The following is a 17,922-nucleotide window of genomic DNA, read 5'->3' as shown; positions in this document are numbered from 1 at the left end:
ACCATAGCAACCCGTTTTCAGCTGATCATGGAAGCCACAGTCCTTTTGGGACGCTGAGAGGAAATTCTACCCTTGATAATACGCTCGACTACTCTCGCAATTTTACTTGCAAGTAGAGGAGGAACGGCGTTGCCGACTTGATGGTATTGTTGTGTGCGATTTCCCAGGAAAAAATAATTATCGGGAAAGGTTTGTAATCTGGCCGCTTCCCTTACAGTCAAACTGCGACATTGATTAGGGTCGTAATGAATGAAATAGTGTCCATCTTTCGAGATGTGGCTGGTTATGGTGGAAGAGTGCTGGCGATCAATTTGAACCCGAAAACGATCACTAAATTTTCCACTTTCCCAGTTTTTATGATCGGGCGCTAATCCAGGAAGATTGAATTCTTGGTGACCCTTTGGGGAATAATGATGAGCCTGCGCAAAGACTGATGCATAAATATAGCGCTTAAGATCTGCGCTCATGTGGCTTCGGGCTTCGTGGTTGAGCCAAACGCCTAATTTAGAGTCTGTAAGCCAAGAATTTAATTCGTCCGTGTTTACTGCTCCACTCCAAGAGCTGGTTTTTTTAACACGTAGTCCTCCATTGTTTAAACGTCCGCCCGAAAATGAATCTCGAAATATCCTAAGGTTCATCTCTAAAGTGAGATCCTTTTTTTCGGACGAAATAAGATCCTTATATAGGGTTTCGAGATGTCCCAAAATCTCGTTGCACCACTTGTCTGGGGTATCATTTCCTCTGGAAAGCGTACTGCGCAGCGGAGGGAGGTTGCCAAGAACGTCCCTGACGGTGACAGGTGGAGCGGATGCAAGTTTGTGTTCGCTTATGCCATCAACATAATCCTCGGATACGCCTACTAGTATAACTCTGTGGCGACCTTGCGGAATGCCGTAATCTTCCGCTCGTATTATAAAATTATTAAAGTCTATAGAGTCTGGCGTCATGCCAGATTCATAGATGTCATCTGAAACTAAAGAGCAGATTTTATATTTTTTACCAGTTCCGTTTTTTATTCCCAGCGCCGCATCAGGGTCAGCAAGATCTTGGAGTATTTGTGGGAAAATTTGCGTGCCACCAACTTTTGAGGAAAGAATGCCTTTGACATTCTCCATAACAAATACAGCAGGGCGCTTGCTCTGGATTATTCGCAGGTATTCCCGATACAAAAAGTGACGATGATCATCTTCCGCCTTATAGTCGACATTTCCTTTGTTGCGCGCGCGCCCAACAATTGAATAAGCTTGACAAGGAGGTCCACCAATTAATACCCAAGGCTTACTGGTATCCAGTCGTTTCTCCAAAATCCGGTCTAGTTCGGCATTTCCTTCTACGCTTCCGAGTTTAATTTGACGAGCTTCGGCGTCGGCATGTTGCCATTCTTTATAACTGTCTGAGCTCCAAGGTTGTGCCACACCAGCCGTTTCGCAGTAATAATAATAATCGTCAAGGGCTGCTGGGTTGTATTTTTTTAGCGCTCGATAAAATGCACGAAGTCTCAGTGTAGATCGAGCGAACGGATCCATCTCGGCAGAGACTAATATATCAAAGCTTCTGCCCTCACTGAGTGAAGAGAACCCTTCACCTAGGCCGCCGGGGCCGGCAAAGAGATCCACGACCTGTAAAGGGTTGTCACAATTCATGAGCTACATCTGCCAAAGGTAATCGAAAGTGGATGTTGTAGATAAAGAGACCAGGTCGAGGATGATGGCAGCAATAACTGGCAAAAATACGCAGCCTGAGCTCGCGCTGCGCCGGTTTCTTCATGCCAATGGTTACCGCTTCCGCCTGCACCGCAAGGACCTCCCTGGGAAGCCTGACATTGTAATTCCCAAGCTACGGACCTGTATATTTGTACATGGATGTTTTTGGCATCGCCATGCGGGGTGTCGCTACGCTACTACACCTAAGACCCGGAGCGAATTCTGGGCAGCAAAATTCTCCAGAAATGTTGAGAGAGACCTCGAAAATGTTTACGCCTTAAGGTCCCTCGGCTGGAGGGTTATTACCGTTTGGGAGTGTGAGATCAAGCGAGGATCCGAATGCCTTTCTCAACTGCACCACGCCCTTAAGGAGTAGGGGCAATCATCGACACGGTTATGTTTTTCCTAGCTCAATCATGGAAGCTGGCATCCAAAGGGTCTGTCCAGAGGGACTATGTTCTCAGCGACCAGAGCAGCCACTTCTACAAAAACCTTCATACAATAAGGCTGTAAAAGGTTTGGAAAGTGAGAATAAATTTCAAGCGTGCATTAAAAAGCCGGCTTATGGCCGGCTTCTCGTTGACTAACTCAGTTCGTTTTTGACAAACCTCACCAGCCTTCAAAACGTACATCCGGCTCTTGCGGCCGGCTGTGGGACTTGGTCAGAAAGTGATCTGCCTTGTCGGTGCGAGGCGTTGGCTCGCAAATGTGGGGCGGAGGATACTCGGGTTTTGGTTGGAATCCCAGTGGTAAGTGGTGTGGAATCATTGGGTTATCGGTGGTTCCAGGGGGGAAGAGCGGGGGCTGCTTTGCAGCCCAGCGGGAGCAAGCTCCCTCGCCACGGGGGAGCGGTGATGCAAGTGAATCATTCGCAGACGGGCGGTCGCTGTTTGTTGAGGGTGGACCACCAGAACACCCAGCCCAGTACCCTGATGTTCTGCGCTTCGATCTGTTCGAGGGTGAAGACTTCATCCGGGTAAGCAGTGCTGTTGTGGCTGCGCAGGCGCAGTCGGTTGCCGGGGATGCGGTGCAGGTATTTGATGCGCAGCATCCCGTCATGCTCAAGCGCATAGATTTGCCCGTCGACGATTTGGGTCAGGCCGCGGTCGATGGCGAGGGTGGAGCCGTCTTCGATGCGTTCGGCCATGCTGTCGCCGACCATGGTGGTGCAGATGGCGTCGTTGGGGTTGATTTCGAGGGATTCGAGGTGGCTGCGGGGCAGGCGGATGGTTTGGTCGGGTATTTCGATGATGTGGGTTTGGCTTTCGCCTGGGGCGATGGGGACTTCCTTGTAGAAGGGCAGTTCGATGTCCGTGGGTTCCACCACGCTGTAGACGCCATCGTTTTCGGCGGCCTCATAGGTGGTACCGGGGCCGAGGCCCAGTGGGGTTTGCGGGCCTTCGCCGCGGGCGAGCCACTCTGGGCTGACTGTCAGCAGGCTGGCAATGGAGTGGATGCGTCCGGCTGGGATGCCACGGTTGAACCAGTTGTTCACGTGCTGCGACTTCACGCCGTATAACTTCGCGAAGTCAGCGGATCGGATGTTGGCTTCTTTTAGAAGGGCTCTGAAGCGGTCGCCACTGGAAAGTATTTTCATAAACGGAAAGTTTAGGGGCGACGGTGTTTTCGGCAATAAACATGTCGTTCAAATATATAAGACGATCTTTCCGTTTGCGGGATTTGAAAGGTGCGGGCTAAACGTCTCTAAACATTATTAATACGAAGTTGTATTAAGCGCTATTAAGGCATAAAAAAACCCCGGTGCAAACCGGGGTTTTTCTTCAAATGCAGTCTCAGCCTTTGTAGGCGGCGGCCGATTTGAGGATCGCTTCGCGGGCGGCGTCAGCACCGGCCCAGCCTTCGATCTTGACCCACTTGCCTTTTTCGAGATCTTTGTAGTTCGCGAAGAAGTGCTCGATCTGCTGGATCAGCAGCGGTGGCAGGTCGGTGTATTCCTTCACGTCGACGTACAGTTGCGACAGTTTGTCGTGTGGCACTGCGATGACTTTGGCATCGCCGCCGCCGTCGTCGGTCATGTTCAGGATGCCGACCGGACGGGCGCGGATGACCGAGCCTGGGGCAACCGGGTAAGGGGTCACGACCAGCACGTCGAGGGGGTCGCCGTCGTCGGCCAGGGTGTTGGGGATGTAACCGTAGTTGGCCGGGTAGAACATGGGGGTGGCCATGAAACGGTCAACGAACAGGCAATCGCTGTCTTTGTCGATTTCGTATTTGATCGGGGCGTGGTTGGCCGGGATTTCGATCGCGACGTAGATGTCGTTCGGCAGGTCTTTGCCAGCCGGAATCTTGCTGTAGCTCATTGGGCGGTGCCCCCGTTAGTTGACCAAATGACTTGGTCGGATTGACCAAAAAGTGGCGGCGATTATAGGCATATTCGGCCGCTGATGCCACGTTACCAGGGTCTTAGAGACCTTAGTATGACGCCTGATAGACCGGATCTTCGGCCTGAAGTTGCCGCAGTCGGGCCAAAGGATCCTGGCGGTAGAAGGCCTTGAGCTGTTCATAGACCCGTGGATAGGCCTGGTGCAGCAGGTCCGGGGCGCTGAAGAAGTATTCGCTGGTGACGGCGAAGAACTCGGCGGGGTTTTCCGCGGCGTAGGGATCGATGACGGTTTCTGCGTCGGGGTTCTGGTCCAGTTGGCGGTCGAGGTCGTCGAAGGCCTGTTGCATGGCCTCGGCCCAGTCGCTGACGCGCATGCCGGGGTGCAGTGGTGGCAGGCCGTTGGCGTCGCCGTTGAGCATGTCGAGTTTGTGCGCCAGTTCGTGGATCACCAGGTTGTAGCCGTCCCAGCCACCGCTGGCCATCACGCCGTCCCAGGCCAGGATGATCGGGCCCTGGGGCCAGGCTTCGCCGCTGTGTTCGCCGTCCCACTCGTGCTCGATGCCGCTGGCGTCGCGGTAGCGCTGGGGGCTGAGGAAGTCGTCGGGGTAGAGGACGATTTCGTGGAAGCCCTGGTACCAGTTCAGTTCGCCCAGGTGCATCAGCGGCAGTTGGGCCTGGGCGGCGAGGAGCAGGCGTTGTTCCTGGTGCAGTTCGACGCCGGGCAGGGCGGTGAGGTGTTTGTCATGCAGGAACAGCACGCAGGCCTCGCGCAGCCACTGGTCCTCGGCGGCGCTGAGGCCGTCGAGGAAGCTCAGTTGATGGCGCACGCGTTGCCAGGTTTCGTCGGGGACGGGGTGTTTGGCGAGGGTGCGTTGGCGGCGCCAGTTGCTCAGGGACCACATGGGCGATCAGGCTTTCGAGGCGCGCTGGTTCAGCTTGCTGCGGACCAGGCCGATGATCATCGGCAGCAGCGACAGCAGGATGATGCCTACTACCAGCAGCGACAGGTTTTGCTTGATGAAGGGCACGTTGCCGAAGAAGTAGCCGAGGGTGACCAGGCCGCCAACCCAGAGGATGGTGCCGAGGACGCTGAAGCCGAAGAAGCGCGGGTAAGGCATTTTTCCCACGCCAGCGACGAAGGGCGCGAAGGTGCGGATGATCGGCAGGAAGCGCGCCAGGGTCACGGTTTTGCCGCCGTGTTTGTCGTAGAAGTCGTGGGTTTGTTTCAGGTAGTCGCGGCGGAAGATTTTCGAGTTCGGGTTGCTGAACAGTTTTTCGCCGGCGGTGCGGCCGATGAGATAGTTGGTGCTGTCGCCGAGGATCGCCGCGAGCATCAGCAGGCCGCCCAACAGCACGGGGTCCATGCCGCCACCGGCTGCTACGGCGCCGGCGATGAACAGCAGGGAATCGCCGGGCAGGAAGGGCATCACCACCAGGCCGGTTTCACAGAAGATCACCAGGAACAGGATGGCGTAGATCCAGGTCCCGTAGTTGGTCACCAGCAGATCGAGGTACACGTCGAGGTGCAGGATGAGGTCGAGGGGGTTGAAATCCATGCAAAACACCTGTGGTGGTGGCCTGGCTCGGCAGGCTTTGGGTCGGGCTTGGAGTATGGCTACAGGGTGTGTAGCTTTTTCTTACAAGCCGGGAAGAGCGGCATTATACGGGGTGGAAGGCGGGGAGCGGGGTGAGTTTGTAGCTAGGGATTTCGGTGGTGTTGTGGGTGGGTGGTGTGTCAGGTGGATTGGTGTGCTCTGGCTTTGTGGTGGAGGGTCGGTGTCGTGCCGGGGGTATGGGTGTGCGCTGGTTTATGTGGCGAGGGAGCTTGCTCCCGCTGGGGCGCGAAGCGGCCCTGAAGCAGGCGGCTCGGTCAATCTGATACACCGCGTGTTCAGGTTTGGGGGCTGCTGCGCAGCCCAGCGGGGATGAATCCCCTCGCCACAATGGGTTTGGTGTTGGGTCAGGGGGAGGGGGGCGCTGGCTTTTGTGGCGAGGGAGCTTGCTCCCGCTGGGGCGCGAAGCGGCCCTGAAGCAGGCGGCTCGGTCAATCTGATACACCGCGTGCTCAGGTTTTGGGGCTGCTTCGCAGCCCAGCGGGAGCAAGCTCCCTCGCCACGGGGGTGGTGGTGTGTCAGGGGGATTGGTGTGGGTTGGTTTTGTGGTGTTGTGTCAGGGTGAGGGGATAAACCCCCTCACCACAGATCTTGGTGTTGGGCTATATGCCTTCGCTGATCGGCAACACGTAGTTCTTGAACTCGGTGTCTTCCTTGAAGCCAATCGATTCGTAGGTTTTCTGCGCCACTTCGTTGTTGCTGCTGGTGGAGACGCGCATGCGCACGGCGTTGGTTTCCTTGGCCATTTTTTTCGCGGTGCGGATCAGGTTGTCGGCCACCAGTTGGCGGCGGGCGTCTTCGGCGACGTAGATGTCGTTGAGGATCCACACGCGCTTGAGGGACAGGGATGAGTAGCTCGGGTAGAGCTGGCAGAACCCCAGCAACCGGCTGTTATCGTCATCGGGCAGGGCCAGGTAGATCACCGATTCCTTGCGGCGCAGGCGTTTTTCGAGGAAGGCTCGGGACGAGTCCGGGTAGGGCAGTGAGCCGTAGAATTCCCGGTACTTGACGAACAATGGGGTTAGCAGGTCCAGGTGTTCCAGCGTGGCTTGGATAATCCGCATGGTAGGTCTCGTCTACAAAAGGTCGACAGATACTCTGACAACAACGGTGCTCTTCGGTACCCCGATGCTGCCTGAAAGCGGATCAAAAATGCAATCGCTTAGATCTGTCAGTTTCGGGGCGGCATGAGTAGGAAATTACCTTTCATATCGGCAGCGTTTTCCGAATCCAGAGTTTGAACCTGGGCTTCGTCCTTCAGATTGACCCCCGAAAGCTGTCGACGACAGGCCTCGCGCATCAGGTAGACCAGGCGATGCGCCGCCATGCCGTAGCTCAGGCCTTCGAGGCGGACGTTGGAGATGCAGTTGCGATAGGCATCGGTCAGGCCGACCTTGGGGTTGTAGGTGAAATACAGCCCCAGGCTGTCGGGGGAGCTGAGGCCGGGGCGTTCGCCGATCAGGATCACCGACATTTTCGCGCCAAGCCGCTCGGCCACTTCATCGGCCACCGCGACGCGGCCTTGTTCCACCAAAATCACCGGCGACACCGACCAACCGTCAGCGGCGGTCTGTTCTTCCAGGCGCGCCAGGAACGGCAGGGTATGCCGATGCACCGCCAGCGACGACAGGCCGTCGGCCACCACAATCGCCAAATCCACGCCGCCGGGATGGGCCGTCGCGTAATCATCCAGGATTTGCGCGGAAGCGTCGTCGAGCCGTCGGCCCAGGTCTGGGCGCTGTAGATAGCTATTACGGTCAGCGGCGGCGCTGTGGAGCAACAGGCTTTCGCGGCCGCGTTCGGTCAGTTGCGCGCGAATGCCCTCATGGTCGAACGCCAGGTGCACGGCATCGCGGGCCTGGGCGTGGGCGTACTGGAAATCCAGTTGCGCCTGGGTCGGCAGGCTGGTGCCGGTGCGGCCCAGGGCGATGCGTGCCGGGGTGAGGTTGCGCAGGTTCAGCCAAGGGTTCTGCGGATCAACAGGTTTTTTATCCATGGGCAGTTCTCTCATCCCAAATGCGCGAGGGCGTGACGGAACGCCGGTGGCAGGTTGTCGCCGAACCGCACCCGGCCATCGGCCTGGGTGAAGATGCCCATGTTTGCCAGCCAGGTTTCGAATTCCGGCGCGGGTTTGAGGCCCAGGGTCTGGCGGGCGTAGAGGGCGTCGTGGAACGAGGTGGTCTGGTAGTTGAGCATGATGTCGTCGGAGCCGGGGATGCCCATGATGAAGTTGATTCCGGCCACGCCCAGCAGGGTCAGCAGGGTGTCCATGTCGTCCTGGTCGGCTTCGGCGTGGTTGGTGTAGCAGATGTCGCAGCCCATCGGCACGCCCAGCAGCTTGCCGCAGAAGTGGTCTTCGAGGCCGGCGCGGATGATCTGTTTGCCGTTGTACAGGTATTCCGGGCCGATGAATCCTACAACCGTGTTCACCAAAAACGGCTTGAAATGTCGTGCGACGGCGTAGGCCCGGGTCTCGCAGGTCTGTTGATCGACGCCGTGGTGGGCGTTGGCCGACAGCGCGCTGCCCTGGCCGGTTTCGAAATACATCAGGTTGTTGCCCAAGGTGCCGCGCTTCAGGCTCAAGCCGGCGTCGTAGCCTTCTTGCAACAGGTTCAGGTTGATACCGAAACTGGCGTTGGCCGCTTCGGTGCCGGCGATGGACTGGAACACCAGGTCCAGGGGCACGCCGCGGTTGGCCGCTTCGATGGAGGTGGTGACGTGAGTCAGCACGCAGCCTTGGGTGGGGATGTCGTAGCGCTGGATGATGGCGTCGAGCATTTCCAGCATGGCGCAGATCGAGGCGGTGCTGTCGGTGGCCGGGTTGATGCCGATCATGGCGTCGCCGTTGCCGAAGAGCAGGCCGTCGAGAATGCTCGCGGCGATGCCGGCCGGTTCGTCGGTGGGGTGGTTGGGTTGCAGGCGGGTGGACAGCCGTCCGCGCAGGCCGAGGGTGCCGCGGAATTTGGTCACCACGCGGATTTTCTGCGCCACCAGCACCAGGTCTTGCACACGCATGATCTTGGACACGGCGGCGACCATTTCTGGCGTCAGGCCCGGGGCCAGTGCCCGCAGGCTGTCTTCATCAGCAGCGTCGCTGAGCAGCCAGTCGCGAAAACCGCCGACCGTAAGGTGGCTGACGGCGGCGAAGGCGTGTTTGTCGTGAGTGTCGACGATCAGCCGGGTGACTTCGTCGACCTCGTAAGGAATCAGCATTTCTTGCAGGAAATGGCTGAGGGGCAGGTCGGCCAGCGCCATTTGCGCGGCCACCCGCTCGCCGTCGTTGAGCGCGGCGATTTCGGCGAGGAAATCCCCGGAGCGCGCCGGGCTGGCCTTGGCCATCAGGTCTTTGAGGCTGTCGAAGCGGTAGGTCTGGGCGCCGACCGTGTGTGCAAAACTGGCCATACAGGTTCTCCGTGACGGCGCCGCCTGGGCGGCGCCGTGGTTATCGGCACGTTAGCGCTTAGTGCAAGGCTTCTTCAGCTTTCTGGATCGCCGCGAATTCCTCTTCGGGCGTACCTGCGACCAAGTGATGCCGACTGTAGAACGCGAAGTAAGCAATTAACACTCCATAGATGATCGCCGCGCCGATGACCACCCGCGGATCCACCAGGAACCCCGCCACCACGGCGATGCACGCCAGCACCAGGGCCACGCCTGAGGTGAAGATGCCGCCCGGTGTGCGGTATGGCCGGTCCATTTTGGGGCGACGGATGCGCAGGGTGATGTGCGCGGCCATCATCAGCACGTAGGAGATGGTGGCGCCGAACACCGCCACCAGAATCAGCAGGTCACCCTGGCCGGTCAAGGACAGGCCGAAACCGATGATGCCGGGGATGATCAGGGCCAGAACCGGCGCTTTGCTTTTATTGGTTTCGGAAAGCTTGCGCGGCAGGTAGCCGGCGCGAGACAGTGCAAAGATCTGCCGCGAGTAGGCGTAGATGATTGAGAAGAAGCTGGCGATCAGGCCCGCCAGACCAACGAGGTTGACGAAGCTGCCCATCCAGGTGGAGCCGCCATAGGCCTTGGCCAGGGCTTCCACCAGCGGATTGCCGGATGCCATCAGCGCATTGGAGCCCGCGCCACCAGGACCGATCACCAGGATCAGCAGGGCGAAGGCCACCAACACCAGCATGGCGCCGATCAGGCCGCGCGGCAGGTCACGCTTGGGGTTCTTGGTTTCTTCAGCCGCCAGCGGCACACCTTCCACGGCCAGGAAAAACCAGATTGCATAGGGAATCGCCGCCCACACGCCGACGTAACCGAAGGGCAGGAATGGGCTGGCACCCGTGGCCGCAGTGACCGGGATGTCCAGCAGGTTGGCGACGTTGAAGTGCGGCACCATCGCCACGAGGAATACCCCCAGCGCGAGGGCGGCGACGGCGGTGATGATGAACATCAGCTTGAGGGCTTCACCCACGCCAAAAATATGGATGGCAATAAAGATGATGTAGAACGCCAGGTAGATCATCCAGCCGCCAATACCGAACAGCGATTGGCAATACGCGCCGATGAACACCGCAATCGCCGCCGGGGCGATGGCGTACTCGATCAGGATCGCCGTGCCCGTGAGAAACCCGCCCCAGGGGCCGAATGCGCTGCGGGCAAAGCCGTAGCCGCCGCCAGCGGTGGGGATCATCGAGGACAACTCGGCGAGGGAAAAACACATGCACAGGTACATCGCGGCCATCAACAGCGTGGCGAGGAACATGCCGCCCCAGCCGCCTTGGGCCAGGCCGAAGTTCCAGCCGGCGTAGTCCCCGGAAATGACATACGCCACCCCCAGGCCCACCAGCAGGACCCAGCCCGCCGCGCCTTTTTTCAGTTCGCGTTGTTGGAAATATTCGGTGCCGACCTTTTCGAAGTCGACCGAGGACGTTGCCGGTTGCGGGTTTGCATGATCGCTTGGCATAAGGGTTTACCTGTTTTTATTGTTTTTTGGCCCTGTTGGAGCGGGGCGGCTCTTTAAGTCGGTGTGTTGCATACAGCATGGATGCAAGCTGGACCGCCGCCATCGCGAGCAAGCTCGCTCCCACAGTGGATCTGTTGCCAACCCTGGAAACGAGTTATCCACAGACCCCTGTGGGAGCGAGCTTGCTCGCGATAGCTATCTAAGGTGCAAAGCAGGAGAACCTGCCTTTGCCCCAATGGCTTAGAAGAACCCCAACGGATTGATGTCGTAGCTCACCAGCAGGTTCTTGGTCTGCTGGTAGTGGTCGAGCATCATCTTGTGCGTCTCACGCCCCACACCGGACTTCTTGTAGCCACCGAACGCGGCATGGGCCGGGTAGAGGTGGTAGCAGTTGGTCCACACGCGACCGGCCTTGATCGCCCGGCCCATGCGGTAGGCGCGGTTGATGTCGCGGGTCCACAGGCCGGCGCCGAGGCCGAACTCGGTGTCGTTGGCAATCGCCAGGGCTTCGGCTTCGTCCTTGAAGGTGGTGATGCTCACCACTGGGCCGAAGATTTCTTCCTGGAACACGCGCATTTTGTTGGTGCCCTTGAGCAGGGTCGGCTGGATGTAGTAACCGCTGGCCAGGTTGCCTTCGAGTTTTTCCACCTTGCCGCCGGTCAGCAGCTCGGCGCCTTCGCCCTTGGCGATTTCCAGGTACGAAAGAATCTTGTCGAATTGCTGCTCGGACGCCTGGGCGCCGACCATGGTGTCGGTGTCCAGCGGGTCGCCGCGCTTGATCTGCAGGACTTTGTTCATCACCACTTTCATGAACTCGTCGTAGATCGATTCCTGGACCAGGGCGCGGGATGGGCAGGTGCACACTTCGCCTTGGTTGAAGAACGCCAGCACCAAGCCTTCGGCGGCTTTTTCGATGAAGCTCGGCTCGGCCTGCATGATGTCTTCGAAGAAGATGTTCGGCGACTTGCCGCCCAGTTCCACGGTGGACGGGATGATGTTCTCGGCGGCGCATTTCATGATGTGCGAGCCGACTGGGGTGGAACCGGTAAAGGCAATTTTGGCGATGCGCTTGCTGGTCGCCAGGGCTTCACCGGCTTCTTTGCCGAAGCCTTGCACCACGTTCAACACGCCGGGCGGTAGCAGGTCGCCGATCAGTTCCATGAGCACGCAGATGCCCAGCGGGGTTTGCTCGGCCGGCTTGAGCACCACGCAGTTACCGGCGGCCAGGGCCGGCGCGAGTTTCCAGGCGGCCATCAGCAGCGGGAAGTTCCACGGGATGATCTGCCCGACCACGCCCAGCGGTTCGTGGATGTGATAGGCCACGGTGTTGCCGTCGATCTCGGCGGCGCTGCCTTCCTGGGCCCGCAGGCAACCGGCGAAGTAGCGGAAGTGGTCGGCGGCCAGGGGGATGTCGGCGTTGAGGGTTTCGCGCACGGCCTTGCCGTTGTCCCAGGACTCGGTGATCGCCAGCACTTCGAGGTTCTGCTCGATGCGGTCGGCGATTTTCAACAGGACCAGCGAACGGGCCTGGGCCGAAGTGGCGCCCCAGGCATCGGCGGCGGCGTGGGCGGCGTCCAGGGCTTTTTCGATGTCTTCAGCCGTGGAACGCGGGAATTCGGCAATGGGCTGGCCATTGACCGGGGAAGTATTGGTGAAGTACTGACCTTTGACAGGCGCGACGAACTCGCCGCCGATGTAGTTACCGTATTTGCTCTTGAACGAAACGATAGCGCCTTCAGTACCGGGGTGAGCGTAACGCATGATGAGATCTCCTTGGCTTTTGTGCTTATAAGGGAGCCGCGCAAAATCGAGCGCTGGTATCTAAGCCTAGAGCAAAGGTTGGGCCACTGCCTTGCAGGGCCCGTAAATCAAGACTTTAGGCGTAATTCGTCGGACAAACGGAGGGGGTGTGTGACGATAGCGATACGCAGGGTGTGACACTTTGTGCCAGATGCGAGACAGTCTGTGACTGGCAGGTCGCGCCAGCATTGCATTGCCGGTTGGGCTGGAGGATGCTGGGCTACACCAAGTTGGCCTGCCAAGCACAGTTGTGGCGAGGGAGCTTGCTCCCGCTGGGCTGCGCAGCAGACCCAAGCTTTTTTGTCGCTTCAACACCGATTGCGCTTTTCGTGGCGAGGGAGCTTGCTCCCGCTGGACCGGGCTGGCGCTCCAGCGCGAAGCGGTCCCAAGGCAGCCAACTCGGTCAGCCTGATACACCGCAAACTCAGGTTTTGGGGCTGCTGCGCAGCCCAGCGGGAGCAAGCTCCCTCGCCACGGGGTATGTGTTGGCAGGTCCAAAGGTCCTTCGGGAGAATAATAAGAAATGCACAGCAACCACCTCAGTCGCCACGCCCAGCAAGTCCTGACCGTCACCCAGGGCAAGGCCCACCTGCAGGGCCCAGGCAGCGATCCGTCGATTGCCCGTTCCTGGCTGCGCTGTCTTGAGGACTATCACCTCGACCCGGCCCAGAACCTGGCGCCGACGGTGCTCGAGCATGGCCGGGTGCTGGAAAGCCGCGAGCGTCTGCAACAGGTGCTGCACATCGCCGGCACCGAAATGACCAGCCTGCATCAACAACTCTCCGGCGCCGGCCACGCGGTGCTGCTGACCGACGCCCGGGGTGTGATCCTCAACTGCGTCACCGCCCCCAGCGAACGGAAGATTTTCGAACGCGCCGGGCTCTGGCTTGGCGCCGACTGGAGCGAAGCCTGCGAAGGCACCAACGGCATCGGCACCTGCCTGGTGGAACGCCAGGCCCTGACCATCCACCAGGAAGAACATTTCCGAGGCCGCCACACCGGCCTGACCTGCTCGGCCAGCCCGGTCTTCGATCCCCAGGGCGAACTGCTGGCGGTGCTCGACGTGTCCTCGGCCCGGCCGGACGTGTCGCGCCAGAGTCAGTTCCACACCATGGCCCTGGTCAACCTCTCGGCGAAGATGATCGAGAGCTGCTATTTCCTGCGCTGCTTCGACAACCAATGGCTGCTGCGCTTTCACTTGCAGGCCGAGTCCGTGGGCCTGTTCAGCGAAGGGTTGCTGGCGTTCGACGGCGAAGGCCGGATCAGCGCCGTCAACCAGAGCGCCCTCAACCTCTTGGGGCATATTCGCGGTAGCTTGCTGGGCCAGCGGGTGGAAGACTTTTTCGACTGTTCCCTGGACGAGTTGCTCGGCCGCGCCAGCGCCCAGGCCGCCGCCAGTTGGCCGTTGCGCACGCGCGACGGTCGGCATTTATTCGCGGTGTTGCGTGGTCAGCCGCGCAGCGTGCCGGTTCCACTCGCCCCGGCGCTCAAGGCCGTCGAACCCGCGCGACTGCCGGGCATCTGCCTGGGGGACGCGGCGTTGCAGGAGCATTTTCGTAAGGCCCTGCGGGTGTTCGAACGCGACGTGCCGCTGCTGATCCACGGCGAAACCGGTTCCGGCAAAGAAGCCTTCGCCAAGGCCGTGCACTACGCCAGCCAGCGCGCCGGCAAGCACTTCGTGGCCCTCAACTGCGCGGCCATTCCGGAAAGCCTGATCGAGAGCGAGCTGTTCGGTTATCGCGGCGGCAGCTTCACCGGCGCCCGCAAGGAAGGCATGCGCGGCAAGTTGCAACAGGCCGACGGCGGCACGCTGTTCCTCGATGAAATCGGCGACATGCCCCTGGCCTTGCAGACCCGTTTGCTGCGGGTGCTGGAAGATCGCCAAGTGGTGCCCATCGGCGGCGAACCCGAGGCGGTGAACGTGCGCATCATCAGCGCCACCCACCGGCAATTGCTCGATCGAGTGCAGGACGGCAGTTTCCGCGAGGATTTGTACTACCGGCTCAATGGCCTGGAAATCCCGCTGCCGGCATTGCGCGAACGCAGTGACAAGTCGCAGTTGCTGGACTTCCTGCTGGCCGAAGAGGCGAGCACTGAAGGGGTGACCCTCGACGAACCGGCGCGCCAGGCGCTGCTGGGGTTCGACTGGCCGGGCAATGTGCGGCAGTTGCGCAATGTGCTGCGGACCCTCGCCGCGTTGTGCGACGACGGGCGGATCGGCCTGGAAGACTTGCCGGCGATGATCCGCCAGCGCCCGACCCCGGTGGTGGTTGAAACGCTGACCGAGAGACCGCTGGACGACGCCGAGCGGTTGGCATTGATCGACGCCTTGGAACGCCAGCGCTGGCACATCACCCACACGGCCGAACAACTGGGCATCAGCCGCAACACCCTCTACCGAAAGCTGCGCAAACACGCCATCGCCCGCTGACCGATGACAACCACCATCCCCCAGTCAAACCGGCTTTATGTGGCGAGGGAGCTTGCTCCCGCTGGGCTGCGAAGCGGCCCCAAGCTTTTGGGGCTGGCTCAAATCCGAGGGCGACTGCTGCGCAGTCGAGCGGGAGCAAGCTCCCTCGCCACAACAGCCGGGTTGTACATTCAACATCGCCGCAAGCTGACCCACCGCTATCGCGAGCAAGCTCAATCCCACAAGGGCGGCGACTGCTGACAACCACCATCCCCCAAGTCAAACCAGCTCTATGTGGCGAGGGAGCTTGCTCCCGCTGGGCTGCGCAGCGGCCCCAAGCTTTTGGGGCTGGCTCAAATCCGAAGGCGACTGCTGCGCAGTCGAGCGGGAGCAAGCTCCCTCGCCACAACAGCCGGGTTGTGCATTCAGCATCGCCGCAAGCTGACCCACCGCTATCGCGAGCAAGCTCAATCCCACAAGGGCGGCGACTGCTGACAACCACCATCCCCCAAGTCAAACCAGCTCTATGTGGCGAGGGAGCTTGCTCCCGCTGGGCTGCGAAGCGGCCCCAAGCTTCTTTCCACCCTGAAACCGAAGGCGACTGCTGCGCAGTCGAGCGGGAGCAAGCTCCCTCGCCACATAAAGCAAGCTCGCTCCCACAGGGGGTTTGCGCTGCTTCAGCGGCGTGAAATCGAAACACAAGGTGCGATTTCCCCCTCCCTACGCTAACCTGCGGCCATGTTTACGAGGTCGACTATGCACATCCATATTCTCGGTATTTGCGGCACTTTCATGGGTTCGATGGCTGTCCTGGCCAAGGAGCTGGGCCATCACGTGACCGGTTCGGACGCTAACGTCTACCCGCCGATGAGCACGCAGTTGGAAGCCCAGGGCATTGAGCTGACCCAAGGCTATGACCCGGCGCAACTGGATCCGGCGCCAGACCTGGTGGTCATCGGCAACGCCATGTCCCGGGGCAACCCGGCGGTGGAGTACGTGCTCAACAAAGGCTTGCCGTATGTGTCCGGGCCGCAGTGGCTGGCCGATCACGTGCTGCAGGGCCGTTGGGTCCTGGCCGTGGCCGGTACTCACGGCAAGACCACCACCAGCAGCATGCTCGCCTGGGTGCTGGAGCACGCGGGCATGAGCCCGGGCTTCTTGATCGGCGGCGTGCCGCAGAATTTCTCGGTGTCGGCGCGACTGGGCGGTACGCCGTTCTTCGTGATCGAGGCCGACGAATACGACAGCGCGTTTTTCGACAAGCGCTCGAAATTCGTCCATTACCGACCACGCACGGCGATCCTCAACAACCTTGAGTTCGATCATGCCGACATCTTCCCCGATCTGCCGGCCATCGAGCGGCAGTTCCACCATTTGGTGCGCATCATCCCCAGCGAAGGCCTGGTCATCCACCCGACCACCGAGCCGGCGTTGCAGCGGGTGATCGAGATGGGCTGCTGGACCCCGGTGCAAACCACCGGCGCGGGGGGGCAGTGGCAAGTGAAGTTGCTCAAGGACGACGGTTCGCAGTTCGAAGTGATGTTCGAAGGCGTGTCCCAGGGCGTGGTCGAGTGGGACATGACCGGCCAGCATAACGTCGCCAACGCCCTGGCCACATTGGCAGCGGCCCGGCATGTCGGCGTGGTGCCGTCCATGGGCATTGCCGCGTTGAGCGCGTTCAAGAGCGTGAAGCGGCGGATGGAGAAAGTCGCCGAGGTGCGCGGCATCACCATCTATGACGACTTCGCCCACCACCCGACCGCCATCGCCACCACCCTCGACGGTTTGCGCAAGCGTATCGGCGATGCGCCGCTGATCGCGATCATCGAGCCGCGCTCCAACTCCATGAAGCTCGGCGCCCACCGTGACGGCTTGCCGGAAAGCGTGGTGGATGCCGACCAGGTGATCTGGTACGCACCGGCCAACCTCGGCTGGGACCTGGGCGCCACGGCCGCGCTGTGCACCGTGCCGTCGATTGTCAGCGATTCCCTGGAAGGCATCATCGAACGCGTGAAGAGCCAGGCCCAGCCCGGCACTCACGTGGTGATCATGAGCAATGGCGGCTTCGGCGGCCTGCACGGCAAACTGGCCGAGGCGCTGCGATGAACAACAGTCCGGAACGCATCACGCTGGCGATGACCGGTGCTTCCGGCGCCCAATACGGCTTGCGCCTGCTCGATTGCCTGGTGCGGGAAGACCGCGAGGTGCATTTCCTCATCTCCAAGGCGGCGCAGTTGGTGATGGCCACCGAAACCGACGTGACCCTGCCGGCCAAGACCCAGATGATGCAGGCCTTCCTCACCGAGTACACGGGTGCGGCGGCGGGGCAGATTCGGGTGTATGGCAAGGAAGACTGGATGTCGCCGGTGGCCTCGGGCTCCGGCGCGCCGGCGGCCATGGTGGTGGTGCCGTGTTCCACCGGGACGCTGTCGGCGATTGCCACCGGGGCCTGCAACAACCTGATCGAGCGGGCTGCGGACGTCACGCTCAAGGAGCGCCGCCAGTTGATCCTGGTGCCGCGGGAGGCGCCGTATTCGAGCATTCATCTGGAGCACATGCTCAAGTTGTCGAACATGGGCGTGACCATCCTGCCGGCTTCGCCGGGCTTTTATCACCAGCCACAGACCATCGACGACCTGATCGATTTTGTGGTCGCGCGGATTCTCAACCTGCTGAACATCCCTCAAGACATGTTGCCGCGCTGGGGCGAGCATCATTTGAGCAGCGATGAATAAGCTGCTGATCGTGCTGCTGGCGCTGCAACTGACCGGCTGCGCCACCGCCCGCACCCTCGACGCCGCCAAGCCCGGCGCGCCGGTGGTGTATGCCGGGACGCGCCTGGATCTCTACGCCCTCAATGGCGGCTGCTGCGCCAAGGACCGCTTCGGCGCCGAAGCCCCGAGCTACCCGGGCATCGACCTGCCGGGCAGTGCGCTGCTCGATACCCTGTTGCTGCCGTTGTCGTTGTTCACGGCGATAGGGGTGGGGTTTCAGGCGACGGGCGGGTTGTAACAAACACCACGGAACCCCGTGGCGAGGGAGCTTGCTCCCGCTGGGCTGCGAAGCGGCCCCAAGCTTTTTGGTCTGGTTCAAATCCGAAGGCGACTGCTGCGCAGTCGAGCGGGAGCAAGCTCCCTCGCCAC

Annotated in this window: 15 protein-coding genes; 5 read left to right on the top strand and 10 right to left on the bottom strand. The window is 60.4% G+C overall.

The genetic code is table 11. From position 1 onward, the window contains the following. Positions 1-17: 17 nt before the first annotated feature. On the bottom strand, positions 18-1,643 hold the full coding sequence (locus QNH97_RS25055; RefSeq protein WP_283554371.1) for a DNA cytosine methyltransferase: 1,626 nt from the start codon (positions 1,641-1,643) through the stop codon (positions 18-20). A 28-nt stretch (positions 1,644-1,671) separates the two neighbouring features. On the opposite strand from QNH97_RS25055, the gene QNH97_RS25050 reads away from it, so the two are divergent. Continuing rightward, complete coding sequence (locus tag QNH97_RS25050; RefSeq protein ID WP_092225026.1) at positions 1,672-2,079, top strand: very short patch repair endonuclease; 408 nt, start codon at positions 1,672-1,674, stop codon at positions 2,077-2,079. A gap of 489 nt (positions 2,080-2,568) precedes the next feature. On the opposite strand, the gene QNH97_RS25045 is transcribed toward QNH97_RS25050, so the two are convergent. From QNH97_RS25045 to exaC, 9 genes are all read right to left on the bottom strand, one after another. After that, positions 2,569-3,300: a LexA family transcriptional regulator gene (locus QNH97_RS25045; protein WP_283554370.1), complete on the bottom strand. Its 732-nt coding sequence runs from the start codon at positions 3,298-3,300 to the stop codon at positions 2,569-2,571. Between the two features lie 196 nt (positions 3,301-3,496). Continuing rightward, positions 3,497-4,024: an inorganic diphosphatase gene (gene ppa, locus QNH97_RS25040; protein ID WP_003185828.1), complete on the bottom strand. Its 528-nt coding sequence runs from the start codon at positions 4,022-4,024 to the stop codon at positions 3,497-3,499. Positions 4,025-4,136: 112 nt separating this feature from the next. Then, a complete protein-coding gene (locus QNH97_RS25035) occupies positions 4,137-4,949 on the bottom strand; it encodes a M90 family metallopeptidase (protein WP_283554369.1) in 813 nt (270 codons plus the stop codon). Between the two features lie 6 nt (positions 4,950-4,955). Continuing rightward, on the bottom strand, positions 4,956-5,603 hold the full coding sequence (locus QNH97_RS25030; RefSeq protein WP_283554368.1) for a DedA family protein: 648 nt from the start codon (positions 5,601-5,603) through the stop codon (positions 4,956-4,958). 659 nt (positions 5,604-6,262) lie between these two features. After that, a complete protein-coding gene (locus QNH97_RS25025; RefSeq protein WP_106274662.1) occupies positions 6,263-6,724 on the bottom strand; it encodes a GNAT family N-acetyltransferase in 462 nt (153 codons plus the stop codon). Between the two features lie 107 nt (positions 6,725-6,831). Further along, positions 6,832-7,656, bottom strand: a complete 825-nt coding sequence (gene eutC, locus QNH97_RS25020; RefSeq protein ID WP_283554367.1) for an ethanolamine ammonia-lyase subunit EutC — start codon at positions 7,654-7,656, stop codon at positions 6,832-6,834. A gap of 11 nt (positions 7,657-7,667) precedes the next feature. Continuing rightward, positions 7,668-9,062, bottom strand: a complete 1,395-nt coding sequence (locus QNH97_RS25015) for an ethanolamine ammonia-lyase subunit EutB (protein ID WP_283554366.1) — start codon at positions 9,060-9,062, stop codon at positions 7,668-7,670. 58 nt (positions 9,063-9,120) lie between these two features. Continuing rightward, positions 9,121-10,569 carry an ethanolamine permease gene (gene eat / locus QNH97_RS25010; RefSeq protein ID WP_283554365.1) on the bottom strand — a complete coding sequence of 483 codons (1,449 nt, stop codon included), beginning with the start codon at positions 10,567-10,569 and terminating at the stop codon, positions 9,121-9,123. Positions 10,570-10,809: 240 nt separating this feature from the next. After that, the gene (exaC, locus tag QNH97_RS25005) at positions 10,810-12,330 is read right to left on the bottom strand and encodes an acetaldehyde dehydrogenase ExaC (RefSeq protein ID WP_283554364.1); all 1,521 of its coding nucleotides are present in this window, start codon (positions 12,328-12,330) and stop codon (positions 10,810-10,812) included. Positions 12,331-12,892: 562 nt separating this feature from the next. On the opposite strand from exaC, the gene QNH97_RS25000 reads away from it, so the two are divergent. From QNH97_RS25000 to QNH97_RS24985, 4 genes are all read left to right on the top strand, one after another. Continuing rightward, positions 12,893-14,800, top strand: coding sequence for a sigma-54-dependent Fis family transcriptional regulator (locus QNH97_RS25000; protein ID WP_283554363.1), 1,908 nt, complete (start codon positions 12,893-12,895; stop codon positions 14,798-14,800). Between the two features lie 735 nt (positions 14,801-15,535). Further along, positions 15,536-16,885 (top strand): UDP-N-acetylmuramate:L-alanyl-gamma-D-glutamyl-meso-diaminopimelate ligase, encoded by a 1,350-nt coding sequence (gene mpl, locus QNH97_RS24995; protein ID WP_283554362.1) that lies wholly within the window; start codon positions 15,536-15,538, stop codon positions 16,883-16,885. Next, on the top strand, positions 16,882-17,514 hold the full coding sequence (gene ubiX, locus QNH97_RS24990) for a flavin prenyltransferase UbiX (RefSeq protein ID WP_283554361.1): 633 nt from the start codon (positions 16,882-16,884) through the stop codon (positions 17,512-17,514). Before mpl ends, ubiX begins: the two co-directional genes overlap by 4 nt. Beyond that, positions 17,507-17,791 (top strand): YceK/YidQ family lipoprotein, encoded by a 285-nt coding sequence (locus QNH97_RS24985; protein WP_283554360.1) that lies wholly within the window; start codon positions 17,507-17,509, stop codon positions 17,789-17,791. The genes ubiX and QNH97_RS24985 overlap by 8 nt, the downstream gene beginning before the upstream one ends. Positions 17,792-17,922: the final 131 nt, after the last annotated feature.

Source organism: Pseudomonas sp. G2-4, from assembly GCF_030064125.1.
Classification (GTDB): Bacteria; Pseudomonadota; Gammaproteobacteria; order Pseudomonadales; family Pseudomonadaceae; genus Aquipseudomonas.
This window is presented reverse-complemented; position numbering and strand designations above follow the sequence as displayed.